The organism is Streptococcus cristatus (assembly GCF_003943465.1).
GTDB classification, from domain to species: domain Bacteria; phylum Bacillota; class Bacilli; order Lactobacillales; family Streptococcaceae; genus Streptococcus; species Streptococcus cristatus_C.
The window spans coordinates 1-17682 of the sequence record NZ_RJPR01000011.1; the positions used below are offsets into that span (position 1 = coordinate 1).

Genomic DNA, 17682 nt, shown 5'->3' on the forward strand with positions numbered 1-17682 from the left:
CGAATGGTCGCTCAACTTGCTATAAATTGTTTAATTCTTAGTATAGATGAGGAAAAATTTTCTAATTGTTGCTATTTAATTAGTGAGATAAAAACATTATTAGATAATGAATTGAACTTCTATGAACAGACAGTTTTTCTCTATGCAACTGGCTACTATGAATTTAAACGCCAATTAAGTAGTGGAATTGAAAAAATGAAACAGGCCATACAAGTATTCGATATTTTAAGAGAAGACAAGTTAAAATTACACTATACTGACCATTTTAATAAACTAGTAAACAAAAAATAAATGAAATCATTCTCTATCTTTTAACGAATTCGTCATAAGTAATATTATTCTAGTGAGACATTATCTTGGAATTTTAGGCCTGTAAGTTTATTGGTATTAATAATTTTGACAAACGACTCCAGTCTTCTAGCTACCTCCTCATATTCGTTAATTTCATTACCAAGTTCCTGTTGTAATTTTAAAATATCTGTATTGAGTCGATCTAACGTTATTGATTCCGTCATATTCATTTGAGCAAAATCATACTTAGCTAATTTTCTAGTCTCATGATCACTACTCTTCAGATTTATAAGCACTTCCGCCATCTTGTTTAAGGTGGCGATTTTTTCTTGTGTTTTTTCCAGTTTCATATCAAGCTCTGCAATTTCTAATACGAACTCATCTTTAATTTCTTGGTAGTGTTTGTTTGTGTTAGACAGTTCAATCATGAGATTAATTTCAGAAATCTTCTCTTGAAGGCTTTTTAAAGTTGGTCGTCTGTATGGGAGTTTTTGGCTATCGGTAGTCAATTGCCTGATTAACGTTCTCCCTTTAACAAAACAATTATTATCCGAATTTTCTTTATTATAGACAAAGTAGGAGGACGTTTCTCGAATATAAACTTTATATTTTTTCTGATTTTCTTCTTCAAGGGTATCCAACTGATAGTTGGGAATAAGGATGAGTCCACTTTGTTTGATACCAAACGAAACCCGGATATAGATACCATCATCAACCAACTTCTCAATCTGATTATCCGTAAGTTCAACTTCAAACTCATGGACAGCATCGCATTTTTCCTTATATTTTTTGAAGGCTTCCTNAATTTCTTCTTCGGAGACTTTCTTCTTATCCTGTTCCTCTCGAAAAGTCTGATAATCTTCCTGAAGATTTTCTAATGTTTGAATATCTCTAACCTCTCTATCTTTAAAATAACGATTAAAAAATTGAACATCATACAATTTCTTATCGCTAATTTTTTTATGACCTAAACTTATCTTTTCACCATTATCCTCTATGGTAAAAATCACATTTTTTTGTTTTAAGTCAATGGTTAGATTTAACACTTTCGATTTTGTTAGTAACTCTTCTAAAGAATTGACACGGTTCAACAGAAAATCTAATCGACTTTCAATCTCTTGCTTGGCAAAATGCGTTCTAAAAAAATCTTCATCATATAAATCTCTTTTACTGAGCTGACGTCCTCGAATTGGTTTTGTCATTGCCCGATCCGTCATCATGAATCGACTATGCTTCTGATTAAAATCAATATGAACATGTAATTGCTCTGCTTTTTCTAAAAAATCATCAAAGGACTTTGACTGCTGCATCAAAAAATAAAGACGTTGCTTCAATTCAAATTTATGACTAATTTTCCTATATTTTTGATAGTCACGGTAGGAGAAACGTTTTTTAATAATTTTTGCTCCAGCAATCTTAGAAATGCGGTCTGAAATCATACGAAGGTTTCGTTCCAAGGCATAATTCCATATCAACTTTTTATCTGAATTACGGTCAATGGCGTTGATTAGGATGTGATTATGAACATGATTTTTATCTGTATGAGTTGCCACGATAAAACGAAAATGGCCTCCTGTTAGTTCCATCATAGTCTCGTAACCAATGCGGTTAATTTCTTCAGGTGTCAGATTATCTTCAGGAGAAAATGATTGAATGAGGTGATGGGCATGGATATTTTGTTGATGTTTTTCTTGTCGGTCATTTCTGGATTCGTACAGCTTATCATTGTTGGTGAAATTGACATTGTACATCTCAACCATTTCTTCATAGCTAGGAAAATCTAAGTAATTACTCATACCAAAATCAGATACCAATTTCAAATTGTCCGTTTTATCGGGATTGAGGATATACTTAATCAAACGCCTGCGATATTTTTTTCCGTGCGTCGCAAAATGTTTAGTGACTACCATGAAACTCCTTCAATCTTTTCAATTCCACTTGAAATTCTTTCTCTACTCCAGTAATTAATTCACTAACTCCTTTACTTAATTCTTGTAACTGTTCCTGGGAAATCAGATGGCTTTGATTGATCGCACGCGCAATTTGATTGATGTTATTTCCAATCCGTCTCAATTCAAAAACTAACTGGTCATAAGTTTCAGTGTTAATTGTGACAAAAGACATATTGGGATTAAGCAAAACTTTTCTGGCATAGACCGAGAAATTTTGACAGTGACTCTTAGCAATTCGTTCATTCAATTGATGTAACTCTGAATCTGTTAAAAATACTTTTTTGAGATTGGTACGATAACGATAAACCATACTAGCCTCCTATCTCATGTATTTTTCACGAAACTCACGACTGAGTGGCTGCACTTGATTGACTTCCGCAATCAATTCTTGAACGCAGGTCAATAAGATTGAAACGTGCTCTTGAGTCACTTGGTGATTTTCTCTTGCGACAATCAAAACTTCATATACATCTCGACTAATCTGTTCAAACTTTTGAGACTGCCAAAGGGAAAACCATTCTTCAGTGGCTGACTTTTTATCATCTGTCATCAAAATTTTATCTCTGACAAATGGTGAAAAGTGACGATGTTTGCCAGTCTCCATCATCTTTTCAATCTGTTTTAGTTCATCTGCAGTTAAATTTATCTCTTTTCGAATGTCACGGTACTGTTCAGACATCTCTTTTCCTCACTTTCATCCTTTCTCGGGTAAGACCCGACCCCGTGTGTCATACGGGAAATTTCCTAAAGCCCTTGTTCGGTCTTTGCGAGCTCAGGCATTGTGGTCACAATACCCAAAAAATCATATCGCCAGCCGGCCAAAACTTTTCAATTTTGACAGCCAACGATAAGATAACTTGGTGGCTGCGCCCCCAAACCCCCAGTAGAAAATCAAGACTTGATTTTCTTAGGAATGATATAAGGATAACAAGGATGATTTGGAAAAGTTATCACAGAATTGAAAATGGGAGTAAGAAAAAAGAGAGCTGACGCTCTCAAAAAACTCTATACAAATTTGATTTTCTCTGGAGAACCAAGAGATGTAAATATTATACTCTCTGGAAAGACATAGTTATGTTTAAAAATATAATCAATTAACATTCTTGTTGGTTCTGGATAATTTTCAAAATATTCTTTATATGCTCTATTTCTATATATAACACTTTGTTCCATTACAGAGAGATATTCGGTATTATCTTTTGAGCTGGATTTGATACAGTATTCCATTATAAATTTCCTCAAATCAATAGAGTCAATATGACACTGAACACCTTTTTTACCTAAATACTCTATAATGGTATTAATCGGCTCAGTAATATAATGTGTTCGTCTAGCTTGTAAAATAATATCAGCCCAGTTTTTTATATACAAAGGAGTGGTTCCTTCAAAATAATTCTTCAAGTGTCTGAAAATTGATTCAATCAAACTAAAAGTATAATCACCGTCAACTGGGAAATATGTTGCTATTACGGATTGACTTCCTAGCCCGAGGAACATATTTCCAATATTTAAATAATGCGAATCCAACACCTGAGTTTGACAGGCGCCCAGTATAGTGACAACAGGTGCAACTTTTATATTCTTTTCTAACTCGATCATATCAATTTCATCATCACCAATATGAAGCTTACCAATCTGATCTGGTTGATTTCTACTAATTTCAGGCATACTACCGTGCCCATAGTAAATAAAAAAAGTTGAAGGATTTTCATTCATCGTACGAATAAAGTCAGTTTTATTTCTAACTTCATAGTAATTAACACAATAGTTAGGAAAATATTCTTTCAATAATTCCCCTAATTTTTTCCCATTATTATATAGTCCGTCAGATACATTAAGACTATTAATTACTAAAAATGATACATTAGCTTTTGGAATTTTAGTTATAAAATTATGTTTTGCTGAGTTTACTAGCGTATTACCAGGAATAATTGGCAATCTGCTGATTGATTTTATTAAGCCCAGAGGAGTATCTTTATATTTAACCCATTCAAGTGGTGCATCTGTAATGAAGTTTATATACCTCCCATGTTTAACAATTATATCAATAAAGTCATCATCTAATGATAACTTTAACTTCTCAGATATTTTATGGAAATTATTATTGAATTTTTCAATTTCTGATAAATTGGAATTCTTCATTATATTTTTAAACATATGCGAATACCACAAAGCAATATCTTTGGAGGGTAAGTTAGGCAAACGCACATACGGAGATTTTGTATCTAGTGTAAAATTCAGAAATAAGGAATCTAAAATAGAGTTTTCTTGTGCCCTATCAGAAATTATTGGTAATATCTTTTCAAAATCTTTTCCGCTCCCTATTCCATAATATCCTGAAAAATCATATATCTGTCGAAGAACAGATTTAGACAGCCTTAACTGAAACTCTCTATTTAGTAAATCAACACTTGTTTTATTTACCATCGGCAACACAAATACCATATCTGTACGATAAACTATTTCGTCAAATTTTTCAAAAAAATAATCCGATAATTGCAGAAAGTATTCTTCTAAAACATCTGAATACAAGTCGTCTGTGTTAATTGAATCATCCCATTTATTTATTACATCAATAAGAGAGTCTATTCCCTTTTCATATTTTCTAAGATATATAATATATTTTTCTGCAATTAGTCGCTTCAAATAATATTTTATATCCTTTATAGCGTTCTCTTCGACTACTTCTTTACTTTCATTATTTATGTTCCAATGTTGAGGTTCCTGCCTATTTGCAAAAACAGACAAGTACAAACCTCTATTACGATTGATTGCAACCTCTAGTGGTCTCAGATAGTTTTTATGAGGAATACTGATTGGTTCCATTTTTGTTTTATCTGAAATTGTAATATCTATACCAAGTAATTGGCTAGCATTGATATTATTTTTATCTACAATTAACTGTAATTGACTAGAAGGAATATCAATACCTTCTTCTAAAAAAATTATCGGTAATTGTGTCCCTTGTATTTTTTGAATTATAGGATGGTCTTTTAATTCCTCAGGAATAAAAACACAGCCTGAAGGAGTTTGTTTGATTGATTCAACAATATCCTCTGTATTTTTTAATAACTCTATATTTATATATTCTGTAATATAATTTTGTTCTTCAACAAATGAAGACAGAGGCCAAGGAAGAACTAACTCTTCAAAACTTTTAGGTATATGAGCAACTAAATATCTTGATTGAGTATGAGTCACAATGTTCCTATTAAAACGATAGGAGAATGTGTCTCTCTCAATAAAATTTGGATTATCATGATTATTTGTAGTTAAAAAATAACTTACAAATGGTATGTTTAAAAACTGTTCTGTCATAATATTTCCTTTACTTTATCTTCTTATAATCTATGATATCTTTTTGATTTACAAAATAGAGATTCCCTCTCGTACGAGTACACGCAACATAAAATTTACTTTTGGTTTGTGAAGAAAGTTCATTCAAATGATTGGCTGCGAATAATTTATATGTTGTTGGATTTAATACTATACAAACATTTTCATATTCAGAGCCTTTACTATCACCCCAGTTCTGACTTTTACAATCATATTCATAAGATTTTTGATAAAAAAGTTTCATAACGTTATCATCTGTCATTATTGATTCTATTTTATCCTTTGAATCTATGAGAATAATTTCGGCAGGAAGCTTTTCTTCTCGCTGTGATAAAATTTCAATAGCTAAATTATCAACAATAAAGTCACAAACTATTTTTGGGCAACGATAACTTTTTGACAAACTTGACAAATCAATTTCAAACCCTGAATCAGAAATAACTTTTATCCAATTCTCAAAACTCGAATGGATTCCTTTTCCTTTATTACCTCGCCTTGAAGTACTAAAGGTTTTTTGATAAAAATCTCCAAGTAAAGACACTTCTGCATTAAGATTACTTAAACTTAGGAGCCAATCAAAATCATCTGATTCAAAATCCTGACACTCATCTACATAAATACAATCAAAAAATTTATCAATTCTATCCAAATATGAATTATCAAATTTAATCTCTTTCCTCTTATAGACTAATGAACCCCTTAATAGAGATTTAGAAAGTTGATTCTGAACAATTCTTCCAGTGGTATCTATAGCAGTCTTATCAAATTTCCCTTGAGGTTGATATTCAAAGTTTATTCCTTTTGGTCGTTTTCCTAAATAAGGCACTAAGCAAAAACTATATAGAAACTCAAACACACCAAAAATAAAAGTAGACTCAGGAATGTAGCCAAATTTGTCAATCAGCTTTCCTCTGATTGTATTCTGGTTCGTCTCTGTGTACGTAAGAATAAGATTGCTTTTTTGAGGATCAATACTTTCAATTATTTTAGTTGTTTTGCCACTTCCAGCAACCGCATGAATCAATCTTTTATTATCCATTCAATCGCCTCTTTAATATAATTTGGTATAATAAATTTTTTACTTATATTATCAGTTTCCAATTGTTCTAGTAATCGTAGTGCAAATTCAGCCTTTTCCCTGAGCATGTATCCTGGTAAATTTTTGGATTTAGTTAAACTTGAAGAGTCTAACAAAGCCTTGTTATTATTATAAATGCATATTTCAAATGTTCGATTATCATTATCTAAATCAGAAGAAACTTTTATATTCTGGAATTGCTGATATGAACTATACTTTGACCGTACATTTCCTGCATAATCACTATCGTTATCCGTAATTACTACCACCTTCTTATCTACAAAACAAGTGGCAATTTCTAAATACCTTTCAAAACTTAATCCATCTACAGAGATAATTGATACATTAAGATCCTCAGGCTTTTTGGAATAAATCATTTCAAAAAATTTTTCCATTAAAATATATTCCGCATTCCCTTCAACAAGCATAATCTTCTTACCAAGAGAAAAATTTAATAAATTCTGATTAGTAGATTTTTGAAAAAATCGTATCGTATCTCTATTCAGTCCTTCAAGTTTAGATATCTGACCATTGTCTAAAAAATGCAAATTATCAACTCCTAATCTTGAAGCAATCATATTTGAATGTGTTCCAATAAAAACTTGAACTCCAGTATTTGAGCTCAGCATATTAACTAATTTCTGGAGATTCTGGAAACTCAAATGATTTTCAGGCTCTTCAATAAGTAGTATTTTAACTGTTTCCTTGAGATGGCTATATGCATTCTCTACCCCTAATAATACCTTTTCACCCTGCCCTAAATTTTTTATATCTACACCATTTTTTACAGCTGATATTGAATCTCTAAATGAATTTTCTGATTCATCAAAATGAAGTTGGAATTCTGAAGCATTCTCCTTCAGTAATTCGCCCTCCCTTAAAGTATCTAAAAAATTAAGTGAATTTATCCTGTACTGATGATTAACCTTTGCTCTATTTGCTGCTGCTATATTTTCTAAGTATACCTCATGGATCCGTTTTTTAATTTCTTGTTGTGTATCAATTAGACTTGTATTCACCATTGAATGCATAAACTTATAAGGTTTATTGTATGAAGAGTAGGTTTTTCCTGCAAATGTCAAAAATTCAACTCTATAGAATTCAAATGGAAATACCGTCCAATTACTATCATTTAAGACAGAATTAATTTCAGCAATATAATCTTGATTCGGAGTTATTTTTAATGAAAGTCCAAAAGTTTTTATTTTTTGAGAATTATGTTTCCCTTCAAGATTGAAATTAGATGAAATTTCAGTATTTAATTCATCAAAAAAAATTTCAATAAGTACTTTCGGGAGTTGTGTGATATCCTTTGTACTCATAAATTCTAAAATAGCTTCTTGATTAAAGATACTAGCTAAACTACTTCTTTCAATCTGACTATGGCTTCCACTCAGCACTAATCCAATTGCATACAATAACGTCGACTTTCCTGCACCATTCTCTCCAACGAAAATGTTAACCTCTGAATTACAAGTAAAATCAACTTTTTTATAACGTTTAAAATTTTGTAAAATTATCCTAGAAATCATATATGCCCCCTAACATCAATTAGTACAAACTACTCAACAAAATTATATCATACTAGTGATAAATAGCACTTAATCACCACCATTTAACGCCCAATAATCCCTTAAATATAGTTCCCACTTGCATCTTAAAAAATTTTTGATATAATTGTTGCATAATAAAGCAACAGGAGTTTTGATTTATGTTTTCTGGTAGCCGTCTTAAAGAATGTAGAATGGAAAAGCAATATTCTCAATCTGAGCTAGCTAATCTGTTAAAAATCAATAGAGCTTCATATAATAAATGGGAGACTGGTAAATCCGTTCCTAATCAAAAGAACCTTGCTACTCTTGCAAGAATACTTGATGTTCCAACAACCTATTTTGAATCAGAATACAAGATTGTGAACACCTACCTCCAACTCTCCTCGGAAAATCAAGATAAGGTGGATGAGTATGCCGAAGGATTGCTTCAAACACAACAATCAATTGATAAGATTGTGCCACTATTTGCGGTGGAAGTGTTATCTGATGTTTCTCTTTCTGCTGGTCTTGGGGAATCACTATTTGATGAATATGAAACAGAAACCGTCTATGCCGAAGAAGAACAATATGGTTATGATATTGCTGCTTGGATTACAGGAGATTCCATGGAACCTATCTATCTTGATGGTGAAGTAGCTCTGATCCGTGCTAGTGGTTTTGATTATGATGGTGCCGTCTACGCCCTATCCTGGAATGACTCTGTCTATATCAAAAAACTATATAGAGAAGAAAATGGATTTAGAATGGTATCACTCAACGATAACTACCCGGATAAATGGATTCCTTATGAAGATAATCCTCGTATCGTGGGACTTGTCGTAAGTCACTTTATGCCTGTTATAGGAGCTTAAATATGTCAGTCAATATTAAAGAAATGATTTATCTCAGAGACAACCGTATCTATTTTACACCCTATCTCAAAGAGTATGATATTACTGATCATATTCAAGAACTGATAGAACAGTTAGAAAATCTAAAAAGGAACTAAAGACATGGGCTATATTGATTACACAAAAGAGTCGCGTTCAGATATAGCTTTCATTGACATGAAATCCTTTTATGCTTCTGTAGAGTGTGTAGACAGAGGATTAAACCCTTTACATACTTCTCTCTGTGTTATGAGCCGAGCTGACAACGCTGGTGGATTGATTTTGGCCTCTTCTCCCATGTTCAAAAAAGTTTTTGGAAAAAATAATGTTGGACGTGCCTACGATTTACCTTTTGACATCAGCACAAGAAAATTTGACTACTATAATGCTAAACGTCAAGGCTTAGACATATCACCGCGCTATATTTCCTATATTGAACATTGGGCTAAGCGAACGCTTATTGTTCCACCACGTATGGATCGCTACATCGAAAAAAATATTGACATTCAACATATTTTCCAAGATTATGCAGCTCCTGAAGATATTCTCCCCTACTCCATTGATGAAGGGTTTATTGAATTAACCTCCTCACTCAATTACTTTGTAAGTGATAAACAGATGGATAGAAAAGCAAAATTAGATGTGGTCTCTGCCAAACTACAACATGACATCTGGCAAAAGACTGGTATCTATTCTACCATTGGTATGAGTAATGCTAACCCATTATTGGCCAAACTCGCTTTAGACAATGAAGCCAAGCGTACACCTACTATGCGTGCCAATTGGTCCTACGAAGATGTAGAAACAAAAGTCTGGTCAATTCCTAACCTAACTGATTTTTGGGGAATTGGTTCTAGAACCAAGAAACGCCTTCACAAACTAGGAATTACCTCTATCAAGGAACTAGCCAATAGCAACCCTGATTTATTGAAAAAAGAATTTGGAAAGGTTGGGGTTCAGTTATGGTTTCATGCTAACGGGGTTGATGAAAGTAATGTTCATCAACCCTATAAACCAAAATCACACGGACTTGGAAACTCTCAGGTGCTACCTCGTGACTACGTTAAGCAGCGTGATATTGAGGTTGTCCTGAGTGAAATGGCTGAACAGGTGGCTATCCGAATGAGACGAGAACATCAGAAAGCGACTATTGTTTCCGTTGTTGTGACCTATTCTAAAACGGAAATGAAACAGCCAATCAACACTCAAATGAAGATAGAACCTACTAACCAAACACGTCTGCTTACAGATACCGTGCTAACGCTTTTTCGTAAAAAGTACACTTCAGGAGCTGTTCGGGGGATTGCAGTCAATTACTCAGGGTTTGTTGATGAAAGCTATGCCTTAATCTCCTTATTTGATGATGTCGAAGCAACAGAGAAAGAAGAAAACTTACAGCGAACTATTGATCATATTAGAGACCAATTCGGTTTTTTAGCGGTTCAAAAAGGAACTGCCCTCTTAGACAGTTCCAGGAACATTGCAAGAAGTAAACTAATAGGAGGCCACTCAGCAGGTGGCTTGGAGGGATTACAATGATTGACCGATCATACTTACCATTTCAATCTGCAAGAGACTATCAAGATGTTAAAATGCAAAAGTGGATGGGGTTCTTTTTATCTGAACACACCTCTGCTTTATCAGATGACGATAAGCAAATCAACTATCTTTCTGACCTATCGCTAAATCAAAAGTTGTTGTTACTCAGTCAAAGTTACGCCAATCAATTAACGATACAGGTGACTAGAATACAGAAAAATGACTATCAAACTATTATCGGAACCGTTCCGACACTATCAACGGATGAGGTCATTCTAAAAACCAGTGACGGACATATCACTATCGCTTTAGAAGATATTATAACTATCACATTAGTTGAGGAGGTCTACCATGAATCAGCTTGATTTTTATAAAAATGAATTACAGATGGACTACTTCAGCGAACATTACCGAAAATTTGAAAGTGACTTCTATCGCTACTCAGCACTAGATACTCCACTGACTTTTCTAACTGATGATATTATGTTGGCAATGGCGAAATCAGCTAAAAACTATTTCAAACTCAATAAAGAAAATGCCAAAGACAATCGTGATCATTATTTTATCTTTGACATAGAAAATCTAAATGATAGTAAATTGACAAGAAAGTATGTTTATCAGCGAACAACAAGTATTAGACAAAAAGATTAGGCCAACATTAACGCCTAATTTTTTTACTCATTTTTAGGTTTCTTCGCCTGCCTAAACTGCTCTATCCGTTTTTCAAGTTGCTCAGTCTTCAGCATATTCTTAGCTTCAGTAATGGTCTCATCTAGGGTCGGCTCCTTTTGTACATCTTGAGGAGCTTTTTTTACGTCACTGGTCGATTGACTGGTCGAATCAAAAACAACATCTAATAATTGGTTGACCTTATATAAGTCAGCTTCAGACATTCCTGATAAGCGATGAATGAGCCGTTTAAAACTATCTTGGTTGTGTCTTTGCTTTTTGAATAACCTCATCTTCTCTCCTTTTAAAAAGCAGCCCTTGTAAGGGCTGCTCGTACTTACAAGTCATCAATAGCTTCTGAAATGGCTTGTAGTTTTTTATTGTGCTTATTCTTATCATCAATCAACTGGTGCAACTCTTCGATTTTCTTCTGACTTTGAAGAATGTCCTCATTATTTTGAGCCATGACATTGGCTAAATGTTGCTTGTAGTCGCTGGTAATGGTAGGTGATGGAACTTGTCTTGGCTCTATTTTCTCTTGTGATTTTTGTTGTGAAACAGACTGATCTTTAGCCTTTTGTTGTTCCATCTCAAAGGCCGCCACATAATCCACATCTTCAATTTCTTGATGTTTTTCCTGATGAAATAGTGCCGCAATCTTCGCACGTTCTTCTGATGAAGACGTTGGTATTTTATCATCTAGGGGTTGGTCAAAGGTCCAATTTTTTGTCATGTGTTATTCCTCGTTTCTATTATCGGATAGTGTTGATTGTTCTTCTTGGCCAAAGGCCTGCGTCAATGCTTCATCAAAAGTCCAGGGACTATTTTGTTGGCGTTTGATAAAGGCTTGATACATCGCTGTTTGTAATTGATTGCGATAGGTCTCTAGTTTCTCCGTCTCCTTCGCAACTTTGTCCTCTTGCCTAGCTACTCTTTCAGCTAAGCGTTCAATCACACTCATAGGGTGTCCTCCTTATTCCTTTCTAGCTTATGATAAGAAACTTGATTTTGTTATCACAAGTCTAAAACCATATTTCGCTTAGGTGAAGGGTTACTTCTGACAACCTGTAACTTAGCCGATTGGATCACATCCTTTAGAGAAAGATCTCTCTGAAATTTCACGACATCGTTCCAATCAGCTTTAGTTTCCAGTTCCTGTAATGGCGGTAGGTCTGTTTCAATGGGAAGTCCTTTCTCAGATAACTTCTGACAAAAATCACGCCCTGCTTCGTCATAATCAACAGCCAAAGTCAATAAACCTGAGTGTGTCTGAAAAAAAGTAGTCGTCTCCTGAATGGTCTGAAGGTAATGCGTTAAGCGACTTGGTTTGACAGTATCTAAAAACTCAAGTTTACCTTGTTCCTCAGCGGCTAGTCGTAGAGTCTGATAAGCAATCACAGACAGTTTTAAGCCTTCCATAGAAACCAAACGAACATCTGATAACTGCTTCTGATGAAGTTGATAATAGCTCATCATATCAATCACTGATTCACAAAAAATAAGACGCTTAGGGTTTCCAATGTCAAAGCTTATCCCTATATAACCATGAGAGCCTTTCATGATTTTCTTGAGGTATCCTCGATCATGTCTCTCATTATTTTTGACAAGCCCTTGCAGGCTTGCCCCTTCTAACTGACCCTGATGATTATAACTCTTAAAGACAAGTACAGATTCCTGAAAGGCCTTTGTCTGATAATGAGCCTGTGCTAACAGCCCTTGTCTGCCAAAAGCATTGATGGTCTCATCACTAAAGCCACGGATCTGCTTCAAATAAGTTCGTGCTTGGTCAAATGGTTCTTCTCTTAGATAATAACGAAAGGGTTGATAGGTCTCTTCGACCACCTTAGCCTGTTCAAAGTCTCCAGTTTCAAGGTAAGACAGGGCTTCTTTAAAAGACACCCCTGCCATTAACTGAACGAAATCAATCACATCTCCTTGTATATCACGTGAAAACCATTTAAAGGTATTGGTATCCGCAAAAATTTTAAAGGAATCGTGTTCTGGATGTTCATAGACTTGTCCTGATAATCTTCTAAAAGAATAGCCTAGACTTCCTGCCACGTCTAAAATCGCCTTGTGTTTCACTGCTTCAATTCTTGTCATCTCATCTCCCTATCAAAAAAAGCAGAAGAGTAACTCCTGCTAGTTGGTCTCACTTGTAGTAGTGCCTTGAATCTTTGGAATGCTTGAGTTAACTCCATCAGAAGTTTCTTTTAAATCCTCTAGTTTCCCATTCCAAATGGTTACCTGATTGACAAGGAGTTTATCTGACATTTTGGCATAAGAGAGTTTAAGAGTTCTTGTTTCTGTCTGTATACTTTTCTGAGCCTTATCGCTGACATCTGACACATAAACAACTTGATAAGTAACCTCTGCAAGGGCTTCATTGTCTTCTGTATTGACATAGATTTGAGCAGATTCGAAGCGATAATCCAACATATAATCCTTATAGACTTGATTGATTGATTCTTCTTGACGAGCAACTTCTTCCTTATAAGCAGAATCTATCATATAGGGCTTGATACGGTTGTTGTTCTCGCCCAGCTTTTCCTTGGTATAGTATTGCGTGAGAAATTCCTTGACCAATTCATCAGAAAGGACATTTCCTTTTTCCTTTTCTTTCTCTTTGGTCAACAGTTTATGAGCCTCAGTCTGAATTTGTTTCTGTGTATGATTGGTTACAGACTGAGAACCAATGGTGTAACCCATCATCACCATAAAGCTGGTGACTGCTAGACCACCGAAGCCAATGAGTAACCGAGCCTTCATTTTGTTTAACATCACTAGCGCTACCTCCTTTTTTCATAAGATAGCACCATCATAACAAGATGGACTTGAAAAAGTTATCACAAATAAAAAGGACTACCTAACTTAGGTAATCCAATAATAATTATTATGAAGTCTATATTTTATAATAGCAACTATTCAAGTGATAAATAATTTTCAAAAATTATTTTTTCTACCTCTTTTTTAATTAATTCTTTTTCATAAATACCAATCGTTACACTATCATATTTTTTAAGTTCATCAGCAATTCCATCTAAATACGTATCTAGTGTCAATTGATTTCTATTAAGATGATTAAGTAAAGCAAACTTAAATTCTTTTTTAAAATCTTTATCATTAACAATTCTTAAATATTGATTCCCTTGACCTTCTGTCAATTTTAAAGTGAAAAATTTCAATAAAGACCCATCGAGGCTATACTTATAACCAATCAATCTATGTTCAACTTCTTCTTTTATAAGATTAACCATAAATTCTTGTTCATCGTGCTTATTATCTCCCCTCCACTTCCAATGTAAAAGTTTTTCAAACAACAAAATTGAACTTAAAGGTAACTGTCCAAAATCATAAGAGTTTAGTAACTCCATATTCTTCAATAAAAACTCACTCATAGATGAATTCAAAGTCTTATTATCAGTGTAGCTAGGAAATAATTTAGGGGTTATAGAAAGCCCTCTTATGTATTGTTCAACTAAATCTTGTTTTTCCCATCCGTCTTGCAACTCCACTCTTCTAAAACCATATGTATTGGTAGACAATATACTTTGAACTACTATGAGTTTTAATTTAGGAATCCCTTTGAAATCTTTCAAAAACTCATCATCAAACAGTTCGATATCTCTTGTCTTAAATACCTTTCCAAGAACTTCAGAACCAAGACTCTTACCATATTTAATCTCATTGATTATTGAAACCATATCATTATAGATTTTTTCTCTCTCTTCTTTTCTTGGTGGTAAAACTTCTGATAGAATCTCTATGTAACTTTCAACACTCGAATCCCAATTCGAATTTTCTGGATAAAGCAATTGGTACAAAGCAAATGCTCCACGATAATCAGCAGACATGGTTTTTACCATTTCTAACAAATTCGTAAATTGTGAGTTATTGTTATCGATATATTCAAAGTGATCAGTTAGGTACTTGAAGCAAGTTTTGGAATAACCAATCTTATTATCATAGTCTCGTATGATTACTTCATTACTATCTCCAAAAGAATCTAATATAATTTCAGGTTCTCTTAAATTAGGAAGAAATACATCTGATAGATTATCCGAATCTCTATATTTATCAAAAAGAATATTCCAAACATTTTCTTCATATTCATCATAATAATCTCTAATCTCATTACGTTTAATATAATACTGTCTTCCGTCTTTAAAATGGAATTCAATTTTAAGTATATTTGGATACAAAGAAATATATATATTATTACTATCAGATTCATATTTAATTTCGGGATAGTATGATGAATAAAATACATCTATCTTTTCGATTTCCTCATAATAACTTTTAGCAATTCGGAGATTAGAAGTAGAGATTGTCTTTTCAAAAATAAATGCACCGCCTGAGTTATCCGTTTCCCAATAATTTTCCCTAATATTATTTTGAGAAATCTTTTCCTGAATTAGGTGTACCATCTGAGAAATTGATTGTTTATTTTTAGCCATTTTCGCTATTTTTTTAAACATGTAAATATGTATATTATTAATCTCACTATATTCATACGAATTAAGTGATAATCGTTTGATTTTATGGTTACACTCTACATCTAGAATAGGTTTCTTATTAAAAATACCACCCATGGATTCAAAGATACAGTCACTCTCTATCCAGAGTGTATCCTTTTTAATCAATTTATCAAATATTTGAGCATCTAATTTAAATAAAGTAATAGCAAAAGAAATCAATTTGTTATCTTTAAAATCAATATTAGATATTAAATCGTATTTCTCTTTTATAAAGTACTTATAATTGACGATATCTCTATCTTCAAATTTGTCAAGAAGTTCAGTATCTATAATTTTTAAGTAAATAACTTTTAAAAATATAATCTTGTCTGTGTTATTGTCAATATTAGACAAATCCATCTTGACTTGTCTAAAATAACTCTCCCTTGCTCCGTAGGAAAATTTTTGTTTGACCAATCTATTAAAATATCTGTTATATCTGTTTTTAATATCCGACTGTATAACGTCTTTCAATCCTCCATCAGTCTCTTTGTTAATAAATATAGTTATTTTAGCCACTTTTAAGCTAAATTTCAAAAGAAAAATAAACAAAATTAATAGGAATCCAACTATAGCTTGCCAAATATATTGATAACGAATATCAACTGATGTGTTAAATTTAACTATAATAGGAATAACAATTGAAAGTAATAAAGAGCCAAAAAATTCCCAACTATTTGTTACATGGTACCAAACATTGCTTTTTGTCAAGAAATCCATTTTTTGATAGCCTAAGTAGGTTCCATTCTCTTTATTATCATACCCAGCCATGAATTGTAGAAAACCTACATAAACTCCAAAACTTGCCCATATTGTCAAGACTAGAGAAAATAGTGGTAATAAACCTAAATTGTTATCGCTAGTTTGAAATAATAAAATCTCATATTGATTGCATACCCAATAAATATAACTCACAATTGACCAAAATAATATATGGGAAAAAATTTTGATTTTAACACCTGAAATTAATTCATCCATAAAAATTGAAAATCTAAGCCAAAAAAACTTCATTATATAGGACAGTACAAAAATAATTATTGGGAAATATAGGATTAATTTTTCAAGCAAGCAAAACACCTCTTCTTTTTTCTAATCAATAATGATTATACCAGATATATAGAAGGCACACAATCACTATTACAAGTTCGTTTCAAAAAGAATCTATAGAAAAAGGACTACCTAACTTAGGTAATCCCATTACTCTATGCCATCCAACTTCTAACCACTTTGATCACAAGCCCTAAAACAAGTAAGATATTGAAACCAATATAGAAAGTCGTAAAACTCAACATACCATTGGTTGCTAAATCTTTGACATAGAGGTATCTTTCTGTAAAAAAGAGGTAAATCCCATAGACTTCTGTAAAGGCTAAAAATCCGATTAATCCAATGATAAATAAGCTTCCAAGCATCTTCGTAATCCGATAAAGGACAAGTAAAATCAGTCCGATCGCTGCGATAATCAAAAGACTTTGAATGATTTGTTCTATCATGTCTTACACCTCTTTCTACACTAATTGCTTGCGATAGTAGTCAGCCTGTCCCTTGTCTAGGTTATCAAGTTGAGCAACCAGATCAAGATAGCCTTCTTTTGTCACCTCATCTAAATCTGGAAAATCATTCTCACGAGTGGTAATGATAATGTCTAATTGACCAATGATTTCTCGCTTTGAAAAGCTGTAATCAAGGGTTTCATCTTCGTATTGTTCCTTTAAGGCTTGGTAGTTAGCTCGGTCTTCAGGTGTTGTAAAGCCTTGTGCTAGCCATTCTTCTAGTTGATAACGCATCGCTTCTACTGTTTGGGTCATGAGTTTGTTCTCCTTTGGTGATTTCTTGACTTCATTTTACCGCGTTCACTATTTTTTGTCAGCCTTTTTC

20 protein-coding genes are annotated in these 17682 nt (G+C 33.2%); 6 read left to right on the top strand and 14 right to left on the bottom strand.

Annotated features, from left to right (window positions below; all coding sequences use genetic code 11):
- Positions 1 to 291, top strand: a 291-nt coding sequence (locus D8793_RS09700) for an Rgg family transcriptional regulator (RefSeq protein ID WP_446677592.1), incomplete at its 5' end; no start/stop codon positions are given.
- Positions 292 to 335: 44 nt separating this feature from the next.
- Here the strand turns inward: D8793_RS09700 and D8793_RS09705 are convergent.
- From D8793_RS09705 to D8793_RS09730, 6 genes are all read right to left on the bottom strand, one after another.
- Entirely contained in the window at positions 336 to 2201 is a 1866-nt protein-coding gene (locus D8793_RS09705; RefSeq protein ID WP_125386908.1) for an SAG1250 family conjugative relaxase, read from the bottom strand.
- Complete coding sequence (locus D8793_RS09710) at positions 2188 to 2553, bottom strand: MobC family plasmid mobilization relaxosome protein (protein ID WP_125371692.1); 366 nt, start codon at positions 2551 to 2553, stop codon at positions 2188 to 2190. The genes D8793_RS09705 and D8793_RS09710 overlap by 14 nt, the downstream gene beginning before the upstream one ends.
- A gap of 9 nt (positions 2554 to 2562) precedes the next feature.
- A complete protein-coding gene (locus D8793_RS09715; RefSeq protein ID WP_125371693.1) occupies positions 2563 to 2922 on the bottom strand; it encodes an SAG1252 family conjugative relaxosome accessory protein in 360 nt (119 codons plus the stop codon).
- Positions 2923 to 3248: 326 nt separating this feature from the next.
- Positions 3249 to 5561 carry a CHAT domain-containing protein gene (locus D8793_RS09720; protein WP_125371694.1) on the bottom strand — a complete coding sequence of 771 codons (2313 nt, stop codon included), beginning with the start codon at positions 5559 to 5561 and terminating at the stop codon, positions 3249 to 3251.
- A 10-nt stretch (positions 5562 to 5571) separates the two neighbouring features.
- Positions 5572 to 6618, bottom strand: a complete 1047-nt coding sequence (locus D8793_RS09725) for an RNA helicase (RefSeq protein WP_125371695.1) — start codon at positions 6616 to 6618, stop codon at positions 5572 to 5574.
- Positions 6600 to 8189 (bottom strand): ATP-dependent nuclease, encoded by a 1590-nt coding sequence (locus tag D8793_RS09730; protein WP_125371696.1) that lies wholly within the window; start codon positions 8187 to 8189, stop codon positions 6600 to 6602. Before D8793_RS09730 ends, D8793_RS09725 begins: the two co-directional genes overlap by 19 nt.
- 179 nt (positions 8190 to 8368) lie before the next feature.
- Here D8793_RS09730 and D8793_RS09735 point away from each other — a divergent pair, with 179 nt between their 5' ends.
- Genes D8793_RS09735 through D8793_RS09750 form a run of 5 tightly spaced genes read left to right on the top strand, consistent with a single transcriptional unit; the run spans position 8369 to position 11269 of the window.
- Entirely contained in the window at positions 8369 to 9061 is a 693-nt protein-coding gene (locus tag D8793_RS09735; protein ID WP_125371697.1) for a helix-turn-helix domain-containing protein, read from the top strand.
- A 2-nt stretch (positions 9062 to 9063) separates the two neighbouring features.
- Entirely contained in the window at positions 9064 to 9198 is a 135-nt protein-coding gene (locus D8793_RS12260) for a hypothetical protein (protein ID WP_260471140.1), read from the top strand.
- 4 nt (positions 9199 to 9202) lie between these two features.
- Positions 9203 to 10618 carry a Y-family DNA polymerase gene (locus D8793_RS09740; protein ID WP_125371698.1) on the top strand — a complete coding sequence of 472 codons (1416 nt, stop codon included), beginning with the start codon at positions 9203 to 9205 and terminating at the stop codon, positions 10616 to 10618.
- Positions 10615 to 10983: a hypothetical protein gene (locus D8793_RS09745; RefSeq protein ID WP_084825933.1), complete on the top strand. Its 369-nt coding sequence runs from the start codon at positions 10615 to 10617 to the stop codon at positions 10981 to 10983. Before D8793_RS09740 ends, D8793_RS09745 begins: the two co-directional genes overlap by 4 nt.
- Positions 10970 to 11269: a DUF5960 family protein gene (locus tag D8793_RS09750; protein ID WP_125371699.1), complete on the top strand. Its 300-nt coding sequence runs from the start codon at positions 10970 to 10972 to the stop codon at positions 11267 to 11269. Before D8793_RS09745 ends, D8793_RS09750 begins: the two co-directional genes overlap by 14 nt.
- A gap of 23 nt (positions 11270 to 11292) precedes the next feature.
- On the opposite strand, the gene D8793_RS09755 is transcribed toward D8793_RS09750, so the two are convergent.
- The 8 genes from D8793_RS09755 to D8793_RS09790 all read right to left on the bottom strand — a co-directional run bounded on the left by D8793_RS09755 (position 11293) and on the right by D8793_RS09790 (position 17612).
- Positions 11293 to 11580: a hypothetical protein gene (locus tag D8793_RS09755; RefSeq protein WP_125371700.1), complete on the bottom strand. Its 288-nt coding sequence runs from the start codon at positions 11578 to 11580 to the stop codon at positions 11293 to 11295.
- A gap of 44 nt (positions 11581 to 11624) precedes the next feature.
- Complete coding sequence (locus tag D8793_RS09760) at positions 11625 to 12020, bottom strand: DUF5945 family protein (protein ID WP_125371701.1); 396 nt, start codon at positions 12018 to 12020, stop codon at positions 11625 to 11627.
- A gap of 3 nt (positions 12021 to 12023) precedes the next feature.
- Complete coding sequence (locus tag D8793_RS09765) at positions 12024 to 12248, bottom strand: DUF5965 family protein (RefSeq protein WP_125371702.1); 225 nt, start codon at positions 12246 to 12248, stop codon at positions 12024 to 12026.
- 53 nt (positions 12249 to 12301) lie between these two features.
- Positions 12302 to 13390 (bottom strand): toprim domain-containing protein, encoded by a 1089-nt coding sequence (locus D8793_RS09770; protein WP_125371703.1) that lies wholly within the window; start codon positions 13388 to 13390, stop codon positions 12302 to 12304.
- Positions 13391 to 13429: 39 nt separating this feature from the next.
- The gene (locus D8793_RS09775; RefSeq protein ID WP_125371704.1) at positions 13430 to 14068 is read right to left on the bottom strand and encodes a peptidylprolyl isomerase; all 639 of its coding nucleotides are present in this window, start codon (positions 14066 to 14068) and stop codon (positions 13430 to 13432) included.
- A gap of 140 nt (positions 14069 to 14208) precedes the next feature.
- Positions 14209 to 16782 (bottom strand): hypothetical protein, encoded by a 2574-nt coding sequence (locus D8793_RS09780; RefSeq protein WP_125386912.1) that lies wholly within the window; start codon positions 16780 to 16782, stop codon positions 14209 to 14211.
- 224 nt (positions 16783 to 17006) lie between these two features.
- Positions 17007 to 17297, bottom strand: a complete 291-nt coding sequence (locus D8793_RS09785; RefSeq protein ID WP_125371705.1) for a DUF5966 family protein — start codon at positions 17295 to 17297, stop codon at positions 17007 to 17009.
- A 15-nt stretch (positions 17298 to 17312) separates the two neighbouring features.
- Positions 17313 to 17612, bottom strand: a complete 300-nt coding sequence (locus D8793_RS09790; RefSeq protein WP_003094641.1) for a DUF5962 family protein — start codon at positions 17610 to 17612, stop codon at positions 17313 to 17315.
- Positions 17613 to 17682: the final 70 nt, after the last annotated feature.

Excerpts from the sequence above, each read along its gene's own strand:
- D8793_RS09710 (WP_125371692.1), bottom strand. The coding sequence starts at position 2,553 with ATGGTTTATCGTTATCGTACCAATCTCAAAAAAGTATTTTTAACAGAT.
- D8793_RS09715 (WP_125371693.1), bottom strand. The coding sequence starts at position 2,922 with ATGTCTGAACAGTACCGTGACATTCGAAAAGAGATAAATTTAACTGCA.
- D8793_RS09720 (WP_125371694.1), bottom strand. The coding sequence starts at position 5,561 with ATGACAGAACAGTTTTTAAACATACCATTTGTAAGTTATTTTTTAACT.
- D8793_RS09725 (WP_125371695.1), bottom strand. The coding sequence starts at position 6,618 with ATGGATAATAAAAGATTGATTCATGCGGTTGCTGGAAGTGGCAAAACA.
- D8793_RS09730 (WP_125371696.1), bottom strand. The coding sequence starts at position 8,189 with ATGATTTCTAGGATAATTTTACAAAATTTTAAACGTTATAAAAAAGTT.
- D8793_RS09735 (WP_125371697.1), top strand. The coding sequence starts at position 8,369 with ATGTTTTCTGGTAGCCGTCTTAAAGAATGTAGAATGGAAAAGCAATAT.
- D8793_RS12260 (WP_260471140.1), top strand. The coding sequence starts at position 9,064 with ATGTCAGTCAATATTAAAGAAATGATTTATCTCAGAGACAACCGTATC.
- D8793_RS09740 (WP_125371698.1), top strand. The coding sequence starts at position 9,203 with ATGGGCTATATTGATTACACAAAAGAGTCGCGTTCAGATATAGCTTTC.
- D8793_RS09745 (WP_084825933.1), top strand. The coding sequence starts at position 10,615 with ATGATTGACCGATCATACTTACCATTTCAATCTGCAAGAGACTATCAA.
- D8793_RS09750 (WP_125371699.1), top strand. The coding sequence starts at position 10,970 with ATGAATCAGCTTGATTTTTATAAAAATGAATTACAGATGGACTACTTC.
- D8793_RS09755 (WP_125371700.1), bottom strand. The coding sequence starts at position 11,580 with ATGAGGTTATTCAAAAAGCAAAGACACAACCAAGATAGTTTTAAACGG.
- D8793_RS09760 (WP_125371701.1), bottom strand. The coding sequence starts at position 12,020 with ATGACAAAAAATTGGACCTTTGACCAACCCCTAGATGATAAAATACCA.
- D8793_RS09765 (WP_125371702.1), bottom strand. The coding sequence starts at position 12,248 with ATGAGTGTGATTGAACGCTTAGCTGAAAGAGTAGCTAGGCAAGAGGAC.
- D8793_RS09770 (WP_125371703.1), bottom strand. The coding sequence starts at position 13,390 with ATGACAAGAATTGAAGCAGTGAAACACAAGGCGATTTTAGACGTGGCA.
- D8793_RS09775 (WP_125371704.1), bottom strand. The coding sequence starts at position 14,068 with ATGTTAAACAAAATGAAGGCTCGGTTACTCATTGGCTTCGGTGGTCTA.
- D8793_RS09780 (WP_125386912.1), bottom strand. The coding sequence starts at position 16,782 with ATGGATGAATTAATTTCAGGTGTTAAAATCAAAATTTTTTCCCATATA.
- D8793_RS09785 (WP_125371705.1), bottom strand. The coding sequence starts at position 17,297 with ATGATAGAACAAATCATTCAAAGTCTTTTGATTATCGCAGCGATCGGA.
- D8793_RS09790 (WP_003094641.1), bottom strand. The coding sequence starts at position 17,612 with ATGACCCAAACAGTAGAAGCGATGCGTTATCAACTAGAAGAATGGCTA.